The sequence below is a fragment of the Marinobacter sp. genome (genome assembly GCF_041687235.1).
Classification (GTDB): Bacteria; Pseudomonadota; Gammaproteobacteria; order Pseudomonadales; family Oleiphilaceae; genus Marinobacter.
The window spans coordinates 1-18,322 of the sequence record NZ_JAWLCH010000006.1; the positions used below are offsets into that span (position 1 = coordinate 1).

Below are 18,322 nucleotides of genomic sequence, written 5' to 3' on the forward strand. Positions count from 1 at the left end.
AATGAGGTTTGTCGGATTACGGCTCCGCCTAATCCGACCTACAAAAATTCCGGCATTGCTAACGTAGGTCGGATTAGCCGCAGGCGTAATCCGACAACCCAGTCCAAAGTGACGTAGGTCGGATTAGGCGAAGCCGTAATCCGACAAACAAACCCGAATTCTAGAAACAAATCAGTAGGTCGGATCAGGAAAACTCATAATCCGACACCCCAAACAAGATAACGATGGGAGACAACAATGGCTGAAGCAAAACAACTGAGCGGCGCAGGCCTCCGTGGCCAGGTCGCTGGCGAAACCGCCCTGTGTACCGTTGGCAAAAGCGGCGCTGGCCTGACTTACCGTGGCTACGACATTGCCGATCTCGCTGAGAAAGCCCAGTTTGAAGAAATCGCCTACCTGCTGCTGCGGGGCAAACTGCCGAATCGCCAGGAACTGGACGCGTACAAGAAAAAGCTCCAGAGCCTCCGTGGCCTTCCGGCTGCCCTGAAAACCGTTCTGGAGCAGATCCCCAAAGACGCGCACCCGATGGACGTGATGCGTACCGGCTGCTCCATGCTGGGTAACCTGGAAACCGAGCAGGACTTCAGCGAACAGGACGACAAGATCGACCGCATGCTGGCGGTGTTCCCGTCCATCATCACGTATTGGTACCGCTTCGCTCACGAAGGCGTGCGGATAGAAACCGACAGCGATGTGGACTCCATCGGCGGTCATTTCCTGGAGCTGCTGCACGGCAAGAAACCCAGCGAGCTGCACGAGCGGGTCATGAACGTGTCGCTGATCCTCTACGCAGAGCACGAATTCAACGCCTCCACCTTCACCGCCCGCGTGTGCGCCTCCACGCTGTCTGACATTCACAGCTGCGTGACCGGTGCTATCGGCTCGCTCCGTGGTCCTCTGCACGGCGGTGCCAACGAGGCGGCCATGGCCCTGATCCAGAAGTTCAAGACCCCGGAAGAGGCCGAGGAAGGCCTGATGGGCATGCTGGAGCGGAAAGAGAAGATCATGGGCTTCGGCCACGCGATCTACAAGGAATCCGATCCGCGCAACGCCATCATCAAGCAGTGGTCGAAGAAGCTGGCGGAAGAAGTGGGTGATACCGTGCTGTACCCGGTATCCGAGCGCTGTGAAGAAGTCATGTGGCGCGAGAAGAAACTGTTCTGCAACGCCGATTTCTTCCACGCCTCGGCCTACCACTTCATGGGCATTCCGACCGAGCTGTTCACCCCCATCTTCGTGATGTCCCGCGTATCCGGCTGGACCGCCCACGTGAAAGAACAGCGCGAAAACAACCGCATCATCCGCCCAAGCGCCGATTACACCGGCCCGGCAGATGCGAAGTGGGTGCCGATCGACGAACGGCCGTGAATTAACCAAGCCCTGAGTGTCGGATTACGCCTTCGGCTAATCCGACCTACGGGTTAGCGACGACATCCAAGTAGGTCGGATTAGGCGAAGCCGTAATCCGACAAGTTTTCGCAGGTCGGATCAGCCCACGCCGTAATCCGACAATATTTATGTAGGTCGGATCAGCCCACGCCGTAATCCGACAATATTTACGTAGGTCGGATTAGCCTATGGCGTAATCCGACAAAACCAGAATCAGGGTACCGCCCATGAACACCAACTACCGCAAACCATTACCAGGCACCGACCTGGACTACTTCGATACCCGCCAGGCCGTGGAAGACATCCAGGCCGGCGCGTACGACAAACTTCCGTACACCTCCAAGATCCTGGCAGAGCAACTGGTTCGCCGCTGCGATCCGGAGGTGCTGACGGATTCACTGAAGCAGCTGATCGAGCGCAAGCGCGACCTGGATTTCCCATGGTATCCCGCCCGCGTCGTTTGCCACGACATCCTCGGCCAGACTGCCCTGGTGGATCTGGCGGGGCTGCGTGACGCCATCGCCGAGAAGGGCGGTGATCCCGCCAAGGTCAACCCGGTGGTTCCCACCCAGCTGATCGTGGATCACTCCCTGGCCGTTGAGCACGCGGGTTTTGAGAAAGACGCGTTCGAGAAGAACCGCCAGATCGAAGACCGCCGCAACGACGACCGTTTTCACTTCATAAACTGGACCAAGACCGCGTTCAAGAACGTCGACGTGATTCCCCCCGGCAACGGCATCATGCACCAGATCAACCTGGAGAAGATGTCCCCGGTGGTTCAGAACCGCGATGGAGTAGCTTTCCCGGATACCTGTGTCGGAACCGACAGCCACACGCCGATGGTGGATGCCCTGGGCGTTATCTCCGTGGGTGTGGGTGGCCTGGAAGCGGAAAGCGTGATGCTGGGCCGTGCGTCCATGATGCGCCTGCCGGATATCGTGGGCGTTGAATTGACGGGCAAGCTGCAGCCGGGTATCACCGGTACCGATATGGTACTGGCCATCACCGAGTTCCTGCGCAAGGAGCGCGTGGTTGGCGCCTACCTGGAGTTTTACGGGGAGGGCGCAGACAGCCTGACCGTCGGCGACCGTGCCACCATCTCCAACATGACCCCGGAATACGGCGCCACCGCCGCCATGTTCTACATCGACGGCCAGACCATCGATTACCTGAAACTGACCGGTCGAGAAGACGAACAGGTCGCCCTGGTTGAGAAATACGCCAGGGAAACCGGCCTCTGGGCCGACAGCATGAAAAACGCCGAATACGAGCGCGTGCTGAAGTTCGACCTGTCCAAGGTGACCCGCACTCTGGCTGGCCCCTCCAACCCCCATGCGCACCTGCCCACATCCGAGCTGGCAGAACGCGGCATTGCCGGTGAGTGGGAACAGGAAGAGGGCAAGATGCCGGATGGCGCCTGCATCATCGCCGCCATCACCAGCTGCACCAACACCAGTAACCCCCGCAATATGGTGGCTGCCGGCCTGATCGCCCGCAACGCCAACAAGCTGGGGCTGACCCGCAAGCCCTGGGTGAAAACCTCCCTGGCACCGGGCTCCAAAACGGTCAAGATGTACCTGGAAGAAGCCAGGCTGCTGCCGGAACTGGAAAAGCTCGGCTTTGGCGTGGTGGCCTTCGCCTGCACCACCTGTAACGGCATGAGTGGTGCCCTGGACCCGAAAATCCAGCAGGAGATCATCGACCGGGATCTGTATTCAACTGCCGTGCTCTCCGGTAACCGGAACTTCGACGGACGGATCCACCCCTATGCCAAACAGGCATTCCTGGCGTCACCGCCGCTGGTGGTTGCCTATGCGATCGCCGGTACCATCCGTTTCGATATCGAGAAAGACGCTCTGGGGTACGACAAGGACGGCAACCCCGTCACCCTGAAGGACATCTGGCCGGACGATGCGGAAATTGATTCCATCGTGAAATCCAGCGTGAAGCCGGAGCAGTTCCGCAGCACCTACATCCCGATGTTCGACATCACTCGCGATGCGCAGGCCAACACCAACCCTCTGTACGAGTGGCGTCCGCAAAGCACCTACATTCGTCGCCCGCCGTACTGGGAAGGTGGCATGGTGGGTGAGAAAACCCTCAAGGGCATGCGCCCGCTGGCAGTGTTGCCGGACAACATCACCACCGACCACCTGTCGCCATCCAACGCAATCCTGATGAACAGCGCGGCCGGTGAATACCTGCACAAGATGGGTGTGCCTGAGGAAGACTTTAACTCCTACGCCACCCACCGGGGCGATCACCTGACGGCCCAGCGTGCCACCTTCGCCAACCCGAAACTGTTCAACGAAATGGTCCGGGACGAGAATGGCAACGTGAAGCAGGGTTCCCTGGCGCGGATCGAGCCGGAAGGCAAGGTCACCCGCATGTGGGAAGCCATCGAAACCTACATGGAGCGCAAGCAGCCGCTGATCATCATCGCCGGTGCCGACTACGGGCAGGGCTCCTCCCGTGACTGGGCCGCCAAGGGTGTAGCCCTGGCCGGTGTGGAAGCCATCGTGGCCGAAGGTTTTGAGCGGATTCACCGCACCAACCTGATCGGTATGGGCGTGATGCCCCTGCAGTTCGAGGAAGGCACCACCCGCAAGACCCTGGCGATCGACGGTACCGAAACCTACGACGTAGAAGGCACCCCGGCGCCCCGCGCCGAGCTCACGCTGGTCATCCACCGGAAGAATGGCAGCACCGAACGCGTGCCCGTCACCTGCCGCCTGGATACTGCTGAAGAAGTGTCTATCTACAGTGCTGGTGGCGTGTTACAGCGGTTTGCGGAGGATTTTCTGCAGTCCGAAGGGGCGGCATAAACGAAGCAATGTCGGATTACGGCCCTCTGGGCCTAATCCGACCTACGCCATAGTTATCGCCAAACCAACGTTGTCGGATTACGGCCCCTTGGGCCTAATCCGACCTACGCAGAGTTACCGCCAAACCCGTAGGTCGGATTAGCGAAGCGTAATCCGACAATGAAACCGGCCCAAGTAGGTCGAATTAGGCGAAGCCGTAATCCGGCAATGAAACCGGCCCAAGTAGGTCGGATTAGGCGAAGCCGTAATCCGACACTGAGCTTAAAAGGTACCCCATGTCTACCAAGCCACAAATCAAAATCCCCGCCACCTACATGCGTGGCGGCACATCAAAAGGCGTCTTTTTCCGGCTGAAGGATCTGCCGGAAGCCTGCCAGACCCCGGGCGAAGCCCGGGACAAACTCCTGCTGCGAGTCATCGGAAGCCCCGACCCCTACCAGAAGCAGATCGATGGCATGGGCGGCGCCACATCCAGCACCAGCAAAACCGTGATCCTCGCAGAACCCACCCAGCCGGATCACGATGTCGATTACCTGTTCGGCCAGGTCTCCATCGACAAGCCGTTTGTGGACTGGAGCGGTAACTGCGGCAACCTTACGGCGGCCGTGGGCGCTTTCGCCATCAACAGCGGTTTCGTGGCCAAAGACCGGATTCCGGAAAACGGCACCTGCACCGTGCGCATCTGGCAGGCCAACATCAAAAAGACCATCGTCGCCCACGTGCCCATCACCAACGGTGAAGTACAGGAAACCGGCGATTTCGAGTTGGACGGCGTGACCTTTCCGGCCGCCGAAGTGCAGGTGGAATTCATGGACCCCGCCGATGGCGAAGGCTCCATGTTCCCCACAGGCAACCTGGTGGACGATCTCGACGTGCCTGGCGTAGGCACCCTGAAAGCCACCATGATCAATGCTGGAATCCCCACCATCTTCGTGAACGCCGAAGACATCGGGTACAAAGGCACGGAGCTGCAGGACGACATCAATAGTGATCCCAAGGCACTGCCGATGTTCGAAACCATCCGGGCCCACGGCGCGGTAAAAATGGGGCTTATTCAGAACATCGAAGAAGCTGCCAATCGCCAGCACACCCCGAAAGTGGCCTTTGTGGCGAAGCCTTCGGATTATGTGTCCTCAAGCGGCAAGAACATCGGGGCAGGGGATGTGGATGTCCTGGTTCGTGCCCTGTCCATGGGCAAGCTCCACCACGCCATGATGGGCACGGCTGCAGTCGCTATTGCTACGGCATCGGCCGTTCCGGGAACCCTGGTGAACCTTGCGGCAGGCGGTGGCGACCGTACCCAAGTGACCTTCGGGCATCCGTCCGGCACCTTGCGTGTAGGGGCGGAAGCGAAGGAAGTGGATGGTCAGTGGACCGCAACCAAAGCCATTATGAGCCGCAGTGCGCGGGTTCTGATGGAAGGTTGGGTTAGGGTGCCTGGCGATACCTTCTGAATGAAAAACGGCGGCCATCAGGCCGCCGTTTTTCACTTTCTAGTCAGGCTGATCTTAGGCACTCTTGCGACGAATGCCTGCAATTCCGAGCAGACCAAGTCCCAGGAGGCCAAGGGTTGCTGGTTCAGGAACCACGATCTCCCTGCGGAGCTTTTCTTCGAGGGTGTCCTGGAAGTCGTCGAAGCCGTTCGCCAATAGCGAAAACGATCCCGGTCCGTATGCGAAATTAGTAGAAGCGCTGGGGCCGATACCAATGACGTTCAAGACATCAGCTTTGCCATTCTCTACTGCCCAGGCGGAGGTGCCGGTTATGGCTGCTGATCCTGCAGGGTTTACGCCTTCATTGGAAAAGCCGTCAGTGGAAACGTCAATAATAGAGCGTTGTGCTGAACCACTGAAGGTGCCCTCGGCTTTGAAAATGCCACATGAGATACAGGTTTGAAAGCCATCATCGGTTTTGCTAAGGCCAACGAAGAAGTTCGCCAGGTCTGTTCTTGCTGTCGCATCACTGATTGTTGTCATCCCCCGCACGACGGTTGCAGTTGTAGCAAACCGGATAACTGAAATACCAACGGACCCGTCAGTGGGCACTACATTGTTTATGGCGTTGGCGTAACCATTCATCTGGAGTGACCACTCATCGCTGTCTATGCTGCCAGATGCATCGACCACCAGGGCCAATTCAGTAATGGGTGCTGCTGAGGCTGAGAAAGGTGCCAGTGCCGTGCAGCACGCCAGAAGCAGAGCTGCGAGTGTTTGCTTGATTTTCATTTGAAGATCTCCTTGAAAATTATTGGTACAGGTTTCCGAACCCGTCTTCGTTTGAGCAACGCAGTCGCTTGCTCTGCCTTTACCGTTAGCCAGACTCGTGCCAACGTTTTTTTTGTTAATAAAAACAGTTGGGTATGGACGGTCTGTCTGCAACCGCACATTGCAGTGTAAATTTTTTCAACATCAGGCGATTTGCGATCACTGAATTCTGCGGGGTATTCAACTAGTCTTGCTGGTAAAGCTGACTTCAGATGAGGAAATGGTTTATGTCCGCGCAATTCGATATAAACGAACGCCCCGATTACGACGAAGTCCTGCAAAAAATAACCGATTACGTTCTTGGCTATCGGATCGACAGCGACGAAGCCTGGAACACCGCTCGCTACTGCCTGATGGACACGCTAGGTTGCGGTCTACTGGCTCTTCGTTTTCCAGAGTGCACGAAACATCTTGGCCCGATCGTTGAGGGTACGACAGTTCCTCATGGTGCGCGGGTACCCGGAACGTCTTTCCGGCTTGATCCGGTGAAAGCCGCGTGGGATATCGGCTGTATCGTTCGCTGGCTGGACTACAACGACACCTGGCTTGCGGCAGAATGGGGGCATCCATCGGATAATCTGGGCGCGATATTGGCCGTTGCGGACCATCTCTCGCAAAAACGCGTCGCCGAAGGCAAAGACCCCCTGACTATGCGAATCGTTCTGGAAGCCATGATCATGGCTCACGAAATCCAGGGCGTGCTGGCACTCGAGAATTCCTTCAATCGCGTGGGTCTGGATCATGTCGTGCTGGTGAAAGTCGCCTCTACTGCAGTTGCGGCGAAAATGATGGGCGCCAACCGGCAGCAGTTACTCTCTGCGTTATCCCATGCCTGGGTAGATGGGCAATCACTCAGGACTTATCGTCACGCGCCCAACGCAGGCTCCCGAAAATCCTGGGCGGCGGGCGATGCCACATCGCGGGCAGTGAGGCTGGCCGACATAGCCATGCGTGGGGAGATGGGCATACCCGGCGTGCTCACAGCGCCCCAATGGGGCTTTTACGACGTACTGTTCAGCAAAACCAACAAAGACCAGAAGCTCAAGCCGGAGGACAAAAGAGAATTCTCAATGCCCCAGGATTTCGGCTCCTATGTGATGGAGAACATTCTCTTCAAGATTTCCTTCCCGGCTGAATTCCATGCCCAGACCGCCGCTGAGGCTGCAGTCACGCTTCATCCCGAGGTCAAAGACCGGCTTGATGAGATCGACAAGATCGTTATTGCCACCCACGAATCGGCGATCCGCATCATTTCCAAGGTTGGAAAACTGGCAAACGCGGCGGACCGGGATCACTGTTTGCAGTACATGACAGCGGTACCTCTGATTTTTGGAACTCTCACCGCCGAGCACTATGAGGACTCTTTTCACGAAGCGCACCCGATCATCGATACTCTCAGGGATAAAATGGAGATCGTGGAAGACGAGCGCTACACCCGGGAATACCTGGAGGAGGATAAGCGTTCTATAGCCAATTCGGTTCAGGTATTTTTTAAAGACGGCAGCAGCACCGATAAGGTGGCTGTTGAGTATCCGATTGGCCATCGCCGGCGGAGAAAAGAGGGAATGTCATTGCTGTTAGACAAATTCCGCAACAACCTCGCTACGCGGTTTCCAACTCAGCGATGTGACCAGATAGGTGCGGTATGCAAGGATCAGCAGAGCCTGGAGGCAACTGCCGTACAGGATTTTGTCTCACTTTTTACAATTTAGTGAGGGTGGACAGGCCAACTGTCAGGAGTTTTTACACAACGTTAAGCTCATTGGCTTTTTTTCGTTTTAACTAGTTGAAATTAAGGGGATAAAAATTTCGGCCCCGAATTTGCTTAAAAGGAGAAGACACTAAAAAAGAAGTACCAAGGAGCAGTATCATGGTGATGTCTTTATTCCTTCGATTGGCGGCCGGCGTGTCGGTCGCGTCTGCGTTCGCTTTCTCGTCCATCGCACAAGCCAATGTTATCCATTACGTTAGCGGGCCCGGAGCCACTCAGAGTGACGAGCAGGCCTTTTGGGATCAGCTCTCCAGTCGACAAACGGAAGGTTTTGAGGGGCTCACAAGTGGCTATCAAAACCTGGTGGTCAGTACCAGTGTGGGCGATTTCTCTACCTCCACGAATAATCCAGAGCAGTATGGCCAATCCTGTAATCAGGGAAGTTTTACCTGCGGCGAAGGGTTGGGCGTTGTGGAAGGTAACCTATACGGGCGCTTCCCGATGCCAACGGACACTGACAACAAACAATATCTGGATAGCCTTGATCATCAAGCCTTCGACTTCAGACCAATAGACGGTGTGAATGCCATTGGCTTCTTCCTGACTGATCCCAACGACCAGTGGGGCACTTTGGATATCAAAGTTAGCGGGATTGACGATGTTTTCACCGAATCCATTCAGAATATTCTTGGAACGAATGGCAACGTATCGTCCGGTAACGCGTACTACCTTAGCTTTTTTTCGCTGAGCGGTTCTATTGAGAAGCTATCTTTCAATATGAATAACACCAGTGACGGCATCGGTATAGATAACGTTACTGTTGGCAGTGTGGCTGTTCCTGAGCCTGGTACACTGGCCCTTCTCGGCCTTGGTATTACCGGGCTTGCGCTGTCGCGGAGGCGAAAGCAAGCGAAATCGTAAACAGAGGTTATTCAACTGACAGGTCGGAGGAGTCCGACCTGTCAGTTTTGTTTACAAATAGCGGAATGCATCGAAAAGGTTACATCCCCTCGATTGAAGTAAACCCAAATTGAAGTACACTGTTGCTCTGAAATCGCTGTATAGAACGCAAAGGATGCAGTTTTATGGTTGTGAGCAGCAAAAGGAGTCGACGTGGCCCACGTCAGATTGTTTAGGCATTACATTCACCTCCCTTTCGTCATTCTTGGCCTGATCGACTTCATTGTTTTGGGTTTTGCTCTGGCGTTTACGGTATTTTTCCGTTTTTTTGGTGACTTACAGTTTTTCCTCGATAGCTTTTTATTTGTCCTACCCTCTGCAATTGCATTCGCTCTGATCAATCTGGTCGTTATGCTGGCCTTGGGCGTTCACCAGTCCCGACTGGAAGAGGGCATGTCCGGCATGATGTTGCGAACCATCATGGGGCTTATTATCAGTATTCCTCTGTGTGGGTTTGCCTATTTTCTGGTCAGTGACTGGTTCTGGTATCTCGGCACCTTCAATGTGTTGAGCTCGGCTTCTGTTTTTGGTTTCTTCCTTCTTGGCATATCCCGCGTGGTGTTTTTTGCCCTGGTTGGTAAGGATACCTTCAGACGCCGCGTGCTGGTTCTCGGGGCCGGTTTCCGAGCCCGGCAATTACTGGAGGATCTGGAGAGCCCCTTCAATCGGAAGGGTTTCGTGTTTCAGGGGTTCGTTCCGCTGCCGGATGAACCTGTTGAGGTAAAAGACGAACATCTTATCCAGCTACCGGGAACGATGCAGCAATACATCCTGAAGCACCCTGTGAGGGAAATTGTCGTAGCGGTGGATGACCGCCGCAAAGGACTACCGATGGACGATCTGCTGGAATGTAAAATGGAAGGCGTCCGGATTATTGACGGCGCAAACTTCTATGAACGTGAATCCCGCAAGGTCGCTCTGGAGATGATTACCCGCGGCTGGCTGGTGTTTTCAGATGGCTTTACGGTTTCCTCCGTTTACGGGATTGGAAAGCGTTCTCTGGATCTTTTGGCGGCGATTTCGCTATTGATTGTCAGCTTGCCTTTCATGGTGCTTACGGTTATTGCCATTAAAATCGAGGATGGCTGGAAGGCGCCTGTTCTCTATAGTCAGGAGCGGGTTGGCCTGAATAATAATATTTTCAAGGTCCACAAGTTCCGTTCGATGATTACGGATGCCGAGAAAAATGGAGCGGTATGGGCGACGAAAAACGATTCCCGGGTTACCAAGGTAGGTGCATTCATCAGGAAAGTCAGAATTGATGAATTGCCACAGATCTTCAACGTACTGAATGGGTCCATGGCATTCGTAGGCCCCAGACCTGAGCGCCCGGTGTTTGTGGAGCAACTCTCTGCCAAGATTCCGTTCTATAGCGAACGGCACCGGGTAAAACCCGGTCTTACTGGCTGGGCGCAACTATGCTTTGCTTATGCAGACAACGAAGAGGACACCCGGGAGAAACTGCGGTACGACCTTTACTATATAAAGAATCAGAGTCTATTGCTGGATCTCTTGGTTATAATTCAGACAGTAGAAGTGGTATTGTTCAAAAAAGGCTCTCAGTAAGAAGAGGAATTAAAATGTCACGGAAGTATATGCCTGTCAGTTGTTTTGTTGCCCTCCTTTCTGCTGTAGTACTCAGCGGTTGTGCCAGCCAGTCTTCGTCTTCTCCGGAGAAGGTCCGGGAAGCGCTCGCGCTCTCGGAGAATCAGAGTGTCCAGCAGTACATAATCGGCGTAACAGACGTTGTAAGAGTGTCTGTTTGGCGCAATGAGGATTTGAGTGTATCTGTTCCTGTCAGACCGGATGGAAAGATCTCGGTACCGCTTATCGGTGATGTACAGGCCAGCGGTGAAACCCCCGAAAAGCTGGCCGACTCAGTAGAGCAGCGACTGGCCTCTTATATCAGGGAACCTCAGGTCAGTGTTGTTGTCACGTCGATGGGAAGTCATGAATTTACAGATCGCGTAAGGGTGACCGGTGCCGTAGGGCAGCCAACATCCACTCCCCATCGAGATGGAATGACCGTTCTCGATATTGTTCTGGGTTCAGGTGGGCTTACACCGTTTGCGTCCGGGAATAACGCCATGCTCTACCGCTCCCTTGACGGTGAAGTGGTCGCCATCCCGGTACGATTAGACGATATTCTTGAACGAGGTGATATTTCCACCAACTACTCACTGCGACCTGGAGATATACTGACAATTCCGGAGCGAAATTTCTGATCAGAAGTGGGAATACGCTGAAGTCAGAACAACGATACATGGATTAATCGAGTACTTGTTATGGCGTTGCCGCTTAGCCAATTACCAAAAGAAGCTCTAAGAGAAGTCAGGTCCAGGAAAGGCCTCGCGTTTCTCATGTTTTTGGGTGTCAGTGCTCTGGTCCTGGCCGCGGGCTTCCTCTGGCCCTACAAATACTATTCGGAAGTTGTAATATTTGTAGACGACAGCAACATTATCCGGCCCCTGATGGAGGGAAGTGCAGTCGCTACTCGTATTAGTGATCGCGCGTCCGCGGCCAACGAGCTTCTGAGTACCCGGAGGGTTCTGACGAGAGTCGCTGAAGACACGAGTATATTCGGTTCTGACGCTACCAATCTTTCAGAAGAGCGGTTAGAAGCTCGTATTGCCATGCTCCGTTCCAGTCTGGAGGTCCGCCCGCGGCGGGACAACTTCTTCAGTATTGGTTTCGCTTCTCAGTCCCCTTTGATGGCTTTCAAGTTGGCGCAACGGCTCGGCCAGGCCTTTATTGAAGAAAACAACCAGCGCCGGCGTAGTGAAAGCCGCTCGGCCTACGATTTCATCGATAAACAGGTAAAAAGCTACGAGCAACAGATCGCGCAGGTTGAACAGCGACTTCAGGATTTTCTCTCGCAGAATGTCGACGGCACGGAGGAAGAAGCCAATTCCCGTATGGCGAGGCTCAGAAGCGAGATCGAATTGGCTGAACTCGAGCTAGAAGAGCTCGAGTCACGGAAAATGTCACTCGAGGAGCAGTTGGCAAATCTCAGTCCCACCCTCCAGGGTAGGGGGGAGGACGTTTATCAACAGCGGATTCTGGCGCTTGAAGAACGCCTGGACTCTCTGAGGCTTCAATACCACGACAGCTACCCGGATATCGTTATCCTGAAAGAGCAGCTGGCCGAGTTGCGCAAACAACGGGAAAGGGCCCAGGGCCAGGAACCTCAGGTTTCAGAAAGCTCGTCTGGTGAGACTATTTCCAACCCCGTGTATCAGGAAGTTCGCTCCCAGCTCGTAGAAACCCGTACTGATATTCAGTCAATAGAAACACGGGTCCGTTCGCTTAACCGGCTGATGGCAGAGCAGGAAAAACGAATGGAGCGCATACAGGCCAATAAAGCAGAGTATTCAGAACTCACCCGCGACATGACAGTGAACAAAGAAATTTACGATGACCTGCTCAAACGGCGGGAAAAAGCACGGGTGTCCATGCATCTGGATATTGAAGGCCAGGGTTTGAACTATCAGATTAATGAGATGGCCCAGTTCCCTCGCGCTCCCACGGGGCCAAAATTTGAAATGTTTGCGGTGGCTGGATTACTGCTGGGAATTGTCGCTCCGTTCGGAGCCGCAGTGGGTTGGGCGCAGGTAGATCCACGCATTCGATGCCGGGAACAGCTGGAAGACGAACTCGATATGCTGGTTCTGGAGCAGATTCCGCAAGTGCGAACGCCCTACGAAAAGCGCAGAGACAGGCGTTCAACCATCACGCTGGTAATATTGGCTGTTGTTGTGGCAGGTGGGTACGCCGCTGTTGCAGTAGCCAGGTATCTTGGAGTTATTTGATGAACGATACCGAGCGTAGTCGCAAACAAAAATCGTCACGGAACGACGAAGCGGGCACTTCGGTTACGGAGGCTTCGGTTGAGGAGCGTTCCTGGTCTGAGGAATATTCGGATTCCCGGATGCTGGTTCCCAGCTCCCTGGAACTCGGGGCGGGGGCTGTCGACAAATATGTCATCAGTAAACAGATCGCCAGAATGCAGGAGCCCCGAAGGCTCACCACGGATGATATGGACGAGCGCCGTATCATCTACCCGGAATCACCAAACCGGGATTTGATCAACCACTTCCGGAATCTGCGGACCAAACTGCTGGAAAAATCCGGCGGCAACAACTTTACCCTCGTGGTGACCGGAGCCTGTGAAGGTGCCGGTTCCTCGTTTATCGCGCTCAATCTTGCCGCAGCGTTTGCGTTCGATCAGGCCAAGACTGCCGTGGTGATTGACTGCAATCTTCGCGAACCCGCACTGCATTCGACCTTGGATATCATTCCCGATGCCGGTCTGACAGACTTTCTGGATGATCCGGACTACGAAATTGGAAGGATTCTCTATCCTACCGGGATTCCCCGGTTGAGGCTGATTCCCGCCGGGAGTCGCCGGGAGACGCCCTCTGAATTCTTTACATCTTTCAGAATGAAGCAGTTTTTGCAGGCGGTAAGGCGCCGTTACCCAGACCGGTTTATTATTCTCGATACGGCTCCTGTCTCCCAGTCTCCGGACGCCCGAATACTGACGGAGCTTTGTGATTACGCCATGCTGGTTGTGCCCCATGGCAAGCTGACAGCCGCCGGTATTGAAAACGCGGCCCAGGCATTCAGTTCGGAAAAATATGTGGGAGCTGTTCTGAATGGATAAACCGGCGGTGTCATGGATGATGCAGAAGACATTTGTCTTACTGGCGGCTGCTCTGTTGGGTGCATCCCCTGTATCCGTATACGCGGAACCACTTGGCGTGACAGGTTCACTCTCGTCGAGATCCACTGATAATGCCGGCAAAAACCAGCTTGAAGAATCTGGAACAGAAGCGACCACCCGAGTTCGGGTGACTTACAGCCGGGACAGAGGGCGCTGCCAGTCTGATCTGGATGCGTCACTCGGATATTCCTACTGGTTTAACGACTTTTACGACCCAGAAACGACGGCGGGACTGGGTTTCAGCGGCAACTGTGAGATTAGTCCCGGGCTGAATTGGGAGTTGAGCGATAACCTGAGTGAGGTATTGCAGAGTTCGCGGCAGAATGACACTCCCGATAATCGCACCAGAAGAAACATCTTTCGCACCGGGCCCGTTCTCACCATCCCCCTGAGCCCGGTCGACCAGCTCCGCACTTCTTTGCAATATGAAAACACCGAATATGAAAACCCGGAAACCCGGGACAGTGATCGCTACATTGGCAGTATTGGCTGGAATCACCAGTTCGACCGCACGTTGTCTGGAGGCTTGTCAGCAACAACCAACCAACAGGAGTTGGATAACGGGGCTGAAACAGACTCCGATTCGATTAATCTGAACTTCAACAAGATCTGGGCCACATCCTCTCTTAACGGTAGCATCGGTCTGAGTGAGCAAGAGGTTTCGTTTGGTGACGTGGACCAGACCAACGATGCTGTGATCGGAAATCTGCGCTTCACCAGAGAAATAAACCCCACTGCATCATTTTACATCGCCGCTTCCAGAGAATTGACGGATCAGTCTTCGGATTTCACGGTTCGCTTTGAGGATTTCGCTTTCGATTTTACAGAAGAGAGCGGGGTAGAGGTAACGGCTATTGATGCAGGCCTTACCAAGCTGTTCGGTGACGGTACCCAAATGGGTTTGCAGGCGTTTGCCAACCGGTCGGATTACCTCCAGACAAACGAACAAGAGGAAGCGCTGGGGCTGAGGTTTAACGTCAGTCGGAATATTCGCCCAAGGCTAAGCGTTAACGGCAATGGCTTTGTCGAATTCCTTCGTTACGAACAGAGTGGCCGTGACGACCAGTTATCGTCTGCCAGCGTAGGACTTACCTATAACCTGTCAACAGACCTGGATTGCACAGCAAGCATTGGCCATTCAAGACGTGACAGCGATCTTCCATCCGCGGAATACGAAGAAAACTGGATTCAGGTTGGCCTAAGTTATCGGTTCCTGTAGAGATGAAATAGCGCTCCCGAAAGTAGCCGACGATTCACACATTCGAACACTCCGGAGTTACATGGACGTGATCAGAAACGCCCTGACCATAGATGTAGAAGATTATTTCCAGGTAGCGGCACTTGCGGAATCCATTGATCGCAAGGACTGGTCATCGATGGAATACCGCGCCGAGAAAAATACGGATGAGCTCCTGGAGTTACTTGAACAGAAAGACCTTCGTGCCACGTTTTTCACCCTTGGCTGGATTGCGGAGCGATCCCCGGAACTTGTCCGCCGTATTCAGCAAGGGGGGCACGAAATCGCAAGCCATGGATACAGTCATCAGTTGGTTTACAATCAGAGCCCCGACGTTTTTCGTGAAGAAACCAGAAAATCAAAAGCGATACTGGAAGACATAACGGGTGAGCGGGTCTTTGGCTATCGCGCGGCGAGCTATTCGATAACCGCGAAGTCTCGCTGGGCACTGGATATTCTCTGCGAGGAAGGCTTCACCTGGGACTCATCCATATTCCCGGTGCACCACGATCGCTACGGCATGCCGGGTACGCCTCACGAGCCATACCGCTTACAGGCCCCCAACGGCGGCACCTTGCTTGAGTTTCCGCTCTCAACCTGCCCGGTGGGCAACTATCGGATGCCGGTTGCGGGCGGCGGTTATTTCCGGCTCTACCCTTACTGGTTAAGCCGGTGGGGGCTGGGCCGGATCAATCAGGCAGGGCAGCCTTTTATATTCTATCTGCACCCCTGGGAAATCGATCCGGGTCAGCCTCGAGTCGACGTCAGCGCTTTCTCACGTTTTCGGCACTACAATAACCTCGACAAATGCAAGGGCCGGCTCGAACGGCTGTTGGGAGACTTCCGGTTCGGTACGGTATCGGATGTGTTCTCCGACGTGGATATGCCGTCTGAAGCTGTTGCAGTCTGAGAGGTTGCATTATGGGTATGCAGGAAGCAACTCCAACAGAGACGGAGCTCCGGGAACGTGTCGAAGCCCTCAAGGCTGCGAAAGGGCGATTGAGTCGCAGGGTTGGCGAAGCCAGAAAAATCGATGAGGACTGCGCTCCACTGATTTCCGAACTCCAGGTCATTTCCGCCGAGCTTAAAAATCTCCAGAAGGCCCTGAAAAAGCAGCTCAACGAAACAGCGGCTATTACGCAAACTTGGCAACCGGAAAAACCTTTTATTCCCGGGGCTGTTCTGGAGCAGCCTGAAAGCCCGTTCCAGATCGCCGTATTATCCGAGCATCCGAACGCCAGAGGGATTGTGCAGGAATACGTGCACAGACATCCAGCAGCCTCCCTGTGGCATACGCCGGAAATTCCGGAGTTTATTACCGAAACCTGCCGCCATCGCTGCCAGTATTTCTATGCCCTGGATCATGAAGGGCAGATCCGGGGCGCATTGCCAGTGGTGCAGCAAAAAAGCCGGCTCTTCGGCAATTTCATGGTGTCGTTACCTTACTTCAACTATGGCGGAGTTCTGGCGGACAACCGGGCATTTGCACAGGCATTAATAGACAGGGCCGACCAGTGGCGTAAGGAGTGCGGCGCGGCTCACATCGAATTGCGCCACACCTCTGATGAATTCAGCGAATTGCCCAAGCGCACGGAGAAAATAACCTGGTGGCTGCCTCTGCCGAAAGACCCAACCGAGTTGTGGAACAGCTTTCAACCCAAAGTCCGTGCCCAGGTGCGTAGGGGAGAGCGGGAAGTTTCCGGCATTGATGTGGGCGGCGTGGAATTGCTGGACGATTTTTACAGGGTATTTGCCAGAAACATGCGCGATCTTGGTACGCCCGTGTACGGGAAGGGCTTCTTTGCCAACCTGCTTAAAAAACTGGGCAACAACGCAACGCTGGTTGTGGCACGGATTCAAGGAAAGCCCGCAGGCTGCGCCTTTTTAATCGGTTTTGGTAAACGCATGGAAATCCCCTGGGCCTCGACGCTGCGGGAGCATAACCATACTGGCATCAACATGGCCATGTATTGGAAAGTGCTGCAGCTGGCAGTAGAGCAGGGCTTTGAACTGTTCGATTTCGGCCGCTGCAGCCGGGATGCGGGCACCGCCAGGTTCAAACAGCAGTGGGGTGCTTTTCCGGTGCCCCTGTACTGGCATTACTGCCTGCCAGAGGGAGGCGAGCTGCCGGGCCTGAACCCGGACAACCCGAAATTCCGGCTTCTGATTGCAGTGTGGAAGCGGTTGCCTGTTTGGTTTACCCGTATCATGGGGCCGATGATAGTGAGGAACCTGCCATGAGTGTATTTCAGACCGACGCCTGGCAAAAAAGCTGGTGGGAGACCTGGGGCGATACGCCAGGTTTCGAATCGGTCACCGAGGGCGCTGCCGGTGCCAACGGCGTGTACCTTTCCCATTATCGCTTTAAGGGGTTCCCGATCCACGCTCTGGAATGTGTGGGCACCAGCCATCGTTGCATTGCGACCCCCAGAACTGAATACAACACGCTACTTGGTGATACCCCCGACACTAATGCCTATGACAAGCTTATGGCCTTGTTGTCCTCCAGAAAGTGGACCGAAACCGTGCTCAGCGATTTCCGTGTCAACAGCACTGAGTACCAGCTGTTGCAGAAGATCACCGGGGACAAAGGCTGGTTATGGCGACTGCTGGAGGAAGATACCGCCTACAGCGTTAACACCACCGGGTCGTTCCAGGAATACCTCGCTTCTCTGGGGAGCAATACCCGGCTGAGGCTCTACAACCGGCGCAAGGTATTGAACTCGCTCGGGGAAGTCACCGTGCGGGATGTTCCTTCCGAAGACCATGACAGTTTCCTGAGCAGCCTGGACCAGTTCCACCAGCAGCGCTGGGATTCCCCTTGTTTCGGGGGTGAAAAGGGTATGATGTTTCAGCGCAAGTTTCTGGAACGCCTGCCTTCGGAGGGCGGCAAAGCCCGACTTTCAGAGCTAAGGCTCGACGGCCGGCTGATCTCTGTGCTGTACAATGTTGAGTATCAGGGGCGGGTGTACAACATCCAGGGCGGCTTTGCGGACAATGTCCACAAAAAACTTGCACCGGGCACACTGCATTTCGGTTATGTCATAGAACAGTGTTTTGAAGACAGTTATATCAGTGTATTCGATATGCTTGCAGGCACCGGCAAAAACGAAAATTACAAGGCCCGCATCGCCACGGATGAAGAACCAATGGCCACGGTGATGATTGTTCGCAGCTGGTTGTTCCGGCTGATCTATCGGTTCAAAGGCTAAC

General features: G+C 54.6%; 14 protein-coding genes. 13 read left to right on the forward strand and 1 reads right to left on the reverse strand.

The annotated features are described in order from the left end of the window. Nucleotides 1-237 precede the first annotated feature (237 nt). The 3 genes from prpC to prpF all read left to right on the forward strand — a co-directional run bounded on the left by prpC (nucleotide 238) and on the right by prpF (nucleotide 5,668). The gene (gene prpC / locus ACESMK_RS10020) at nucleotides 238-1,368 is read left to right on the forward strand and encodes a 2-methylcitrate synthase (protein WP_372997805.1); all 1,131 of its coding nucleotides are present in this window, start codon (nucleotides 238-240) and stop codon (nucleotides 1,366-1,368) included. Between the two features lie 248 nt (nucleotides 1,369-1,616). Beyond that, nucleotides 1,617-4,214 (forward strand): Fe/S-dependent 2-methylisocitrate dehydratase AcnD, encoded by a 2,598-nt coding sequence (acnD, locus tag ACESMK_RS10025; protein WP_372997807.1) that lies wholly within the window; start codon nucleotides 1,617-1,619, stop codon nucleotides 4,212-4,214. Between the two features lie 275 nt (nucleotides 4,215-4,489). Next, on the forward strand, nucleotides 4,490-5,668 hold the full coding sequence (gene prpF / locus ACESMK_RS10030) for a 2-methylaconitate cis-trans isomerase PrpF (protein WP_372997809.1): 1,179 nt from the start codon (nucleotides 4,490-4,492) through the stop codon (nucleotides 5,666-5,668). 54 nt (nucleotides 5,669-5,722) lie between these two features. On the opposite strand, the gene ACESMK_RS10035 is transcribed toward prpF, so the two are convergent. Beyond that, on the reverse strand, nucleotides 5,723-6,439 hold the full coding sequence (locus tag ACESMK_RS10035) for a DUF1194 domain-containing protein (protein ID WP_372997811.1): 717 nt from the start codon (nucleotides 6,437-6,439) through the stop codon (nucleotides 5,723-5,725). Between the two features lie 266 nt (nucleotides 6,440-6,705). Here ACESMK_RS10035 and prpD point away from each other — a divergent pair, with 266 nt between their 5' ends. The 10 genes from prpD (at nucleotide 6,706) to ACESMK_RS10085 (ending at nucleotide 18,321) form a co-directional block, all read left to right on the forward strand. Beyond that, on the forward strand, nucleotides 6,706-8,190 hold the full coding sequence (gene prpD, locus ACESMK_RS10040) for a 2-methylcitrate dehydratase (protein ID WP_372997813.1): 1,485 nt from the start codon (nucleotides 6,706-6,708) through the stop codon (nucleotides 8,188-8,190). A gap of 158 nt (nucleotides 8,191-8,348) precedes the next feature. Beyond that, nucleotides 8,349-9,110, forward strand: a complete 762-nt coding sequence (locus ACESMK_RS10045; RefSeq protein ID WP_372997815.1) for a PEP-CTERM sorting domain-containing protein — start codon at nucleotides 8,349-8,351, stop codon at nucleotides 9,108-9,110. A gap of 192 nt (nucleotides 9,111-9,302) precedes the next feature. Beyond that, the gene (locus tag ACESMK_RS10050) at nucleotides 9,303-10,715 is read left to right on the forward strand and encodes a TIGR03013 family XrtA/PEP-CTERM system glycosyltransferase (protein ID WP_372997817.1); all 1,413 of its coding nucleotides are present in this window, start codon (nucleotides 9,303-9,305) and stop codon (nucleotides 10,713-10,715) included. 14 nt (nucleotides 10,716-10,729) lie between these two features. Then, nucleotides 10,730-11,374, forward strand: coding sequence for an XrtA/PEP-CTERM system exopolysaccharide export protein (locus tag ACESMK_RS10055; protein ID WP_372997819.1), 645 nt, complete (start codon nucleotides 10,730-10,732; stop codon nucleotides 11,372-11,374). A 60-nt stretch (nucleotides 11,375-11,434) separates the two neighbouring features. Continuing rightward, a complete protein-coding gene (locus ACESMK_RS10060; RefSeq protein ID WP_372997821.1) occupies nucleotides 11,435-12,958 on the forward strand; it encodes an XrtA system polysaccharide chain length determinant in 1,524 nt (507 codons plus the stop codon). After that, entirely contained in the window at nucleotides 12,958-13,812 is an 855-nt protein-coding gene (locus ACESMK_RS10065; RefSeq protein WP_372997823.1) for a polysaccharide biosynthesis protein, read from the forward strand. Before ACESMK_RS10060 ends, ACESMK_RS10065 begins: the two co-directional genes overlap by 1 nt. Continuing rightward, on the forward strand, nucleotides 13,805-15,091 hold the full coding sequence (locus ACESMK_RS10070; protein WP_372997825.1) for an outer membrane beta-barrel protein: 1,287 nt from the start codon (nucleotides 13,805-13,807) through the stop codon (nucleotides 15,089-15,091). The genes ACESMK_RS10065 and ACESMK_RS10070 overlap by 8 nt, the downstream gene beginning before the upstream one ends. Nucleotides 15,092-15,152: 61 nt before the next feature. Continuing rightward, nucleotides 15,153-16,019, forward strand: a complete 867-nt coding sequence (locus tag ACESMK_RS10075; protein ID WP_372997827.1) for an XrtA system polysaccharide deacetylase — start codon at nucleotides 15,153-15,155, stop codon at nucleotides 16,017-16,019. 17 nt (nucleotides 16,020-16,036) lie between these two features. Next, on the forward strand, nucleotides 16,037-17,350 hold the full coding sequence (locus ACESMK_RS10080) for a FemAB family XrtA/PEP-CTERM system-associated protein (RefSeq protein WP_372997829.1): 1,314 nt from the start codon (nucleotides 16,037-16,039) through the stop codon (nucleotides 17,348-17,350). Then, entirely contained in the window at nucleotides 17,347-18,321 is a 975-nt protein-coding gene (locus tag ACESMK_RS10085) for a GNAT family N-acetyltransferase (protein WP_372997831.1), read from the forward strand. The genes ACESMK_RS10080 and ACESMK_RS10085 overlap by 4 nt, the downstream gene beginning before the upstream one ends. Nucleotide 18,322 lies beyond the last annotated feature (1 nt).

Bases quoted from the DNA above. Each gene is read 5' to 3' on its own strand.
- prpC (WP_372997805.1), top strand. From the start codon at position 238: ATGGCTGAAGCAAAACAACTGAGCGGCGCAGGCCTCCGTGGCCAGGTC.
- acnD (WP_372997807.1), top strand. From the start codon at position 1,617: ATGAACACCAACTACCGCAAACCATTACCAGGCACCGACCTGGACTAC.
- prpF (WP_372997809.1), top strand. From the start codon at position 4,490: ATGTCTACCAAGCCACAAATCAAAATCCCCGCCACCTACATGCGTGGC.
- ACESMK_RS10035 (WP_372997811.1), bottom strand. From the start codon at position 6,439: ATGAAAATCAAGCAAACACTCGCAGCTCTGCTTCTGGCGTGCTGCACG.
- prpD (WP_372997813.1), top strand. From the start codon at position 6,706: ATGTCCGCGCAATTCGATATAAACGAACGCCCCGATTACGACGAAGTC.
- ACESMK_RS10045 (WP_372997815.1), top strand. From the start codon at position 8,349: ATGGTGATGTCTTTATTCCTTCGATTGGCGGCCGGCGTGTCGGTCGCG.
- ACESMK_RS10055 (WP_372997819.1), top strand. From the start codon at position 10,730: ATGTCACGGAAGTATATGCCTGTCAGTTGTTTTGTTGCCCTCCTTTCT.
- ACESMK_RS10060 (WP_372997821.1), top strand. From the start codon at position 11,435: ATGGCGTTGCCGCTTAGCCAATTACCAAAAGAAGCTCTAAGAGAAGTC.
- ACESMK_RS10065 (WP_372997823.1), top strand. From the start codon at position 12,958: ATGAACGATACCGAGCGTAGTCGCAAACAAAAATCGTCACGGAACGAC.
- ACESMK_RS10070 (WP_372997825.1), top strand. From the start codon at position 13,805: ATGGATAAACCGGCGGTGTCATGGATGATGCAGAAGACATTTGTCTTA.
- ACESMK_RS10075 (WP_372997827.1), top strand. From the start codon at position 15,153: ATGGACGTGATCAGAAACGCCCTGACCATAGATGTAGAAGATTATTTC.
- ACESMK_RS10080 (WP_372997829.1), top strand. From the start codon at position 16,037: ATGCAGGAAGCAACTCCAACAGAGACGGAGCTCCGGGAACGTGTCGAA.
- ACESMK_RS10085 (WP_372997831.1), top strand. From the start codon at position 17,347: ATGAGTGTATTTCAGACCGACGCCTGGCAAAAAAGCTGGTGGGAGACC.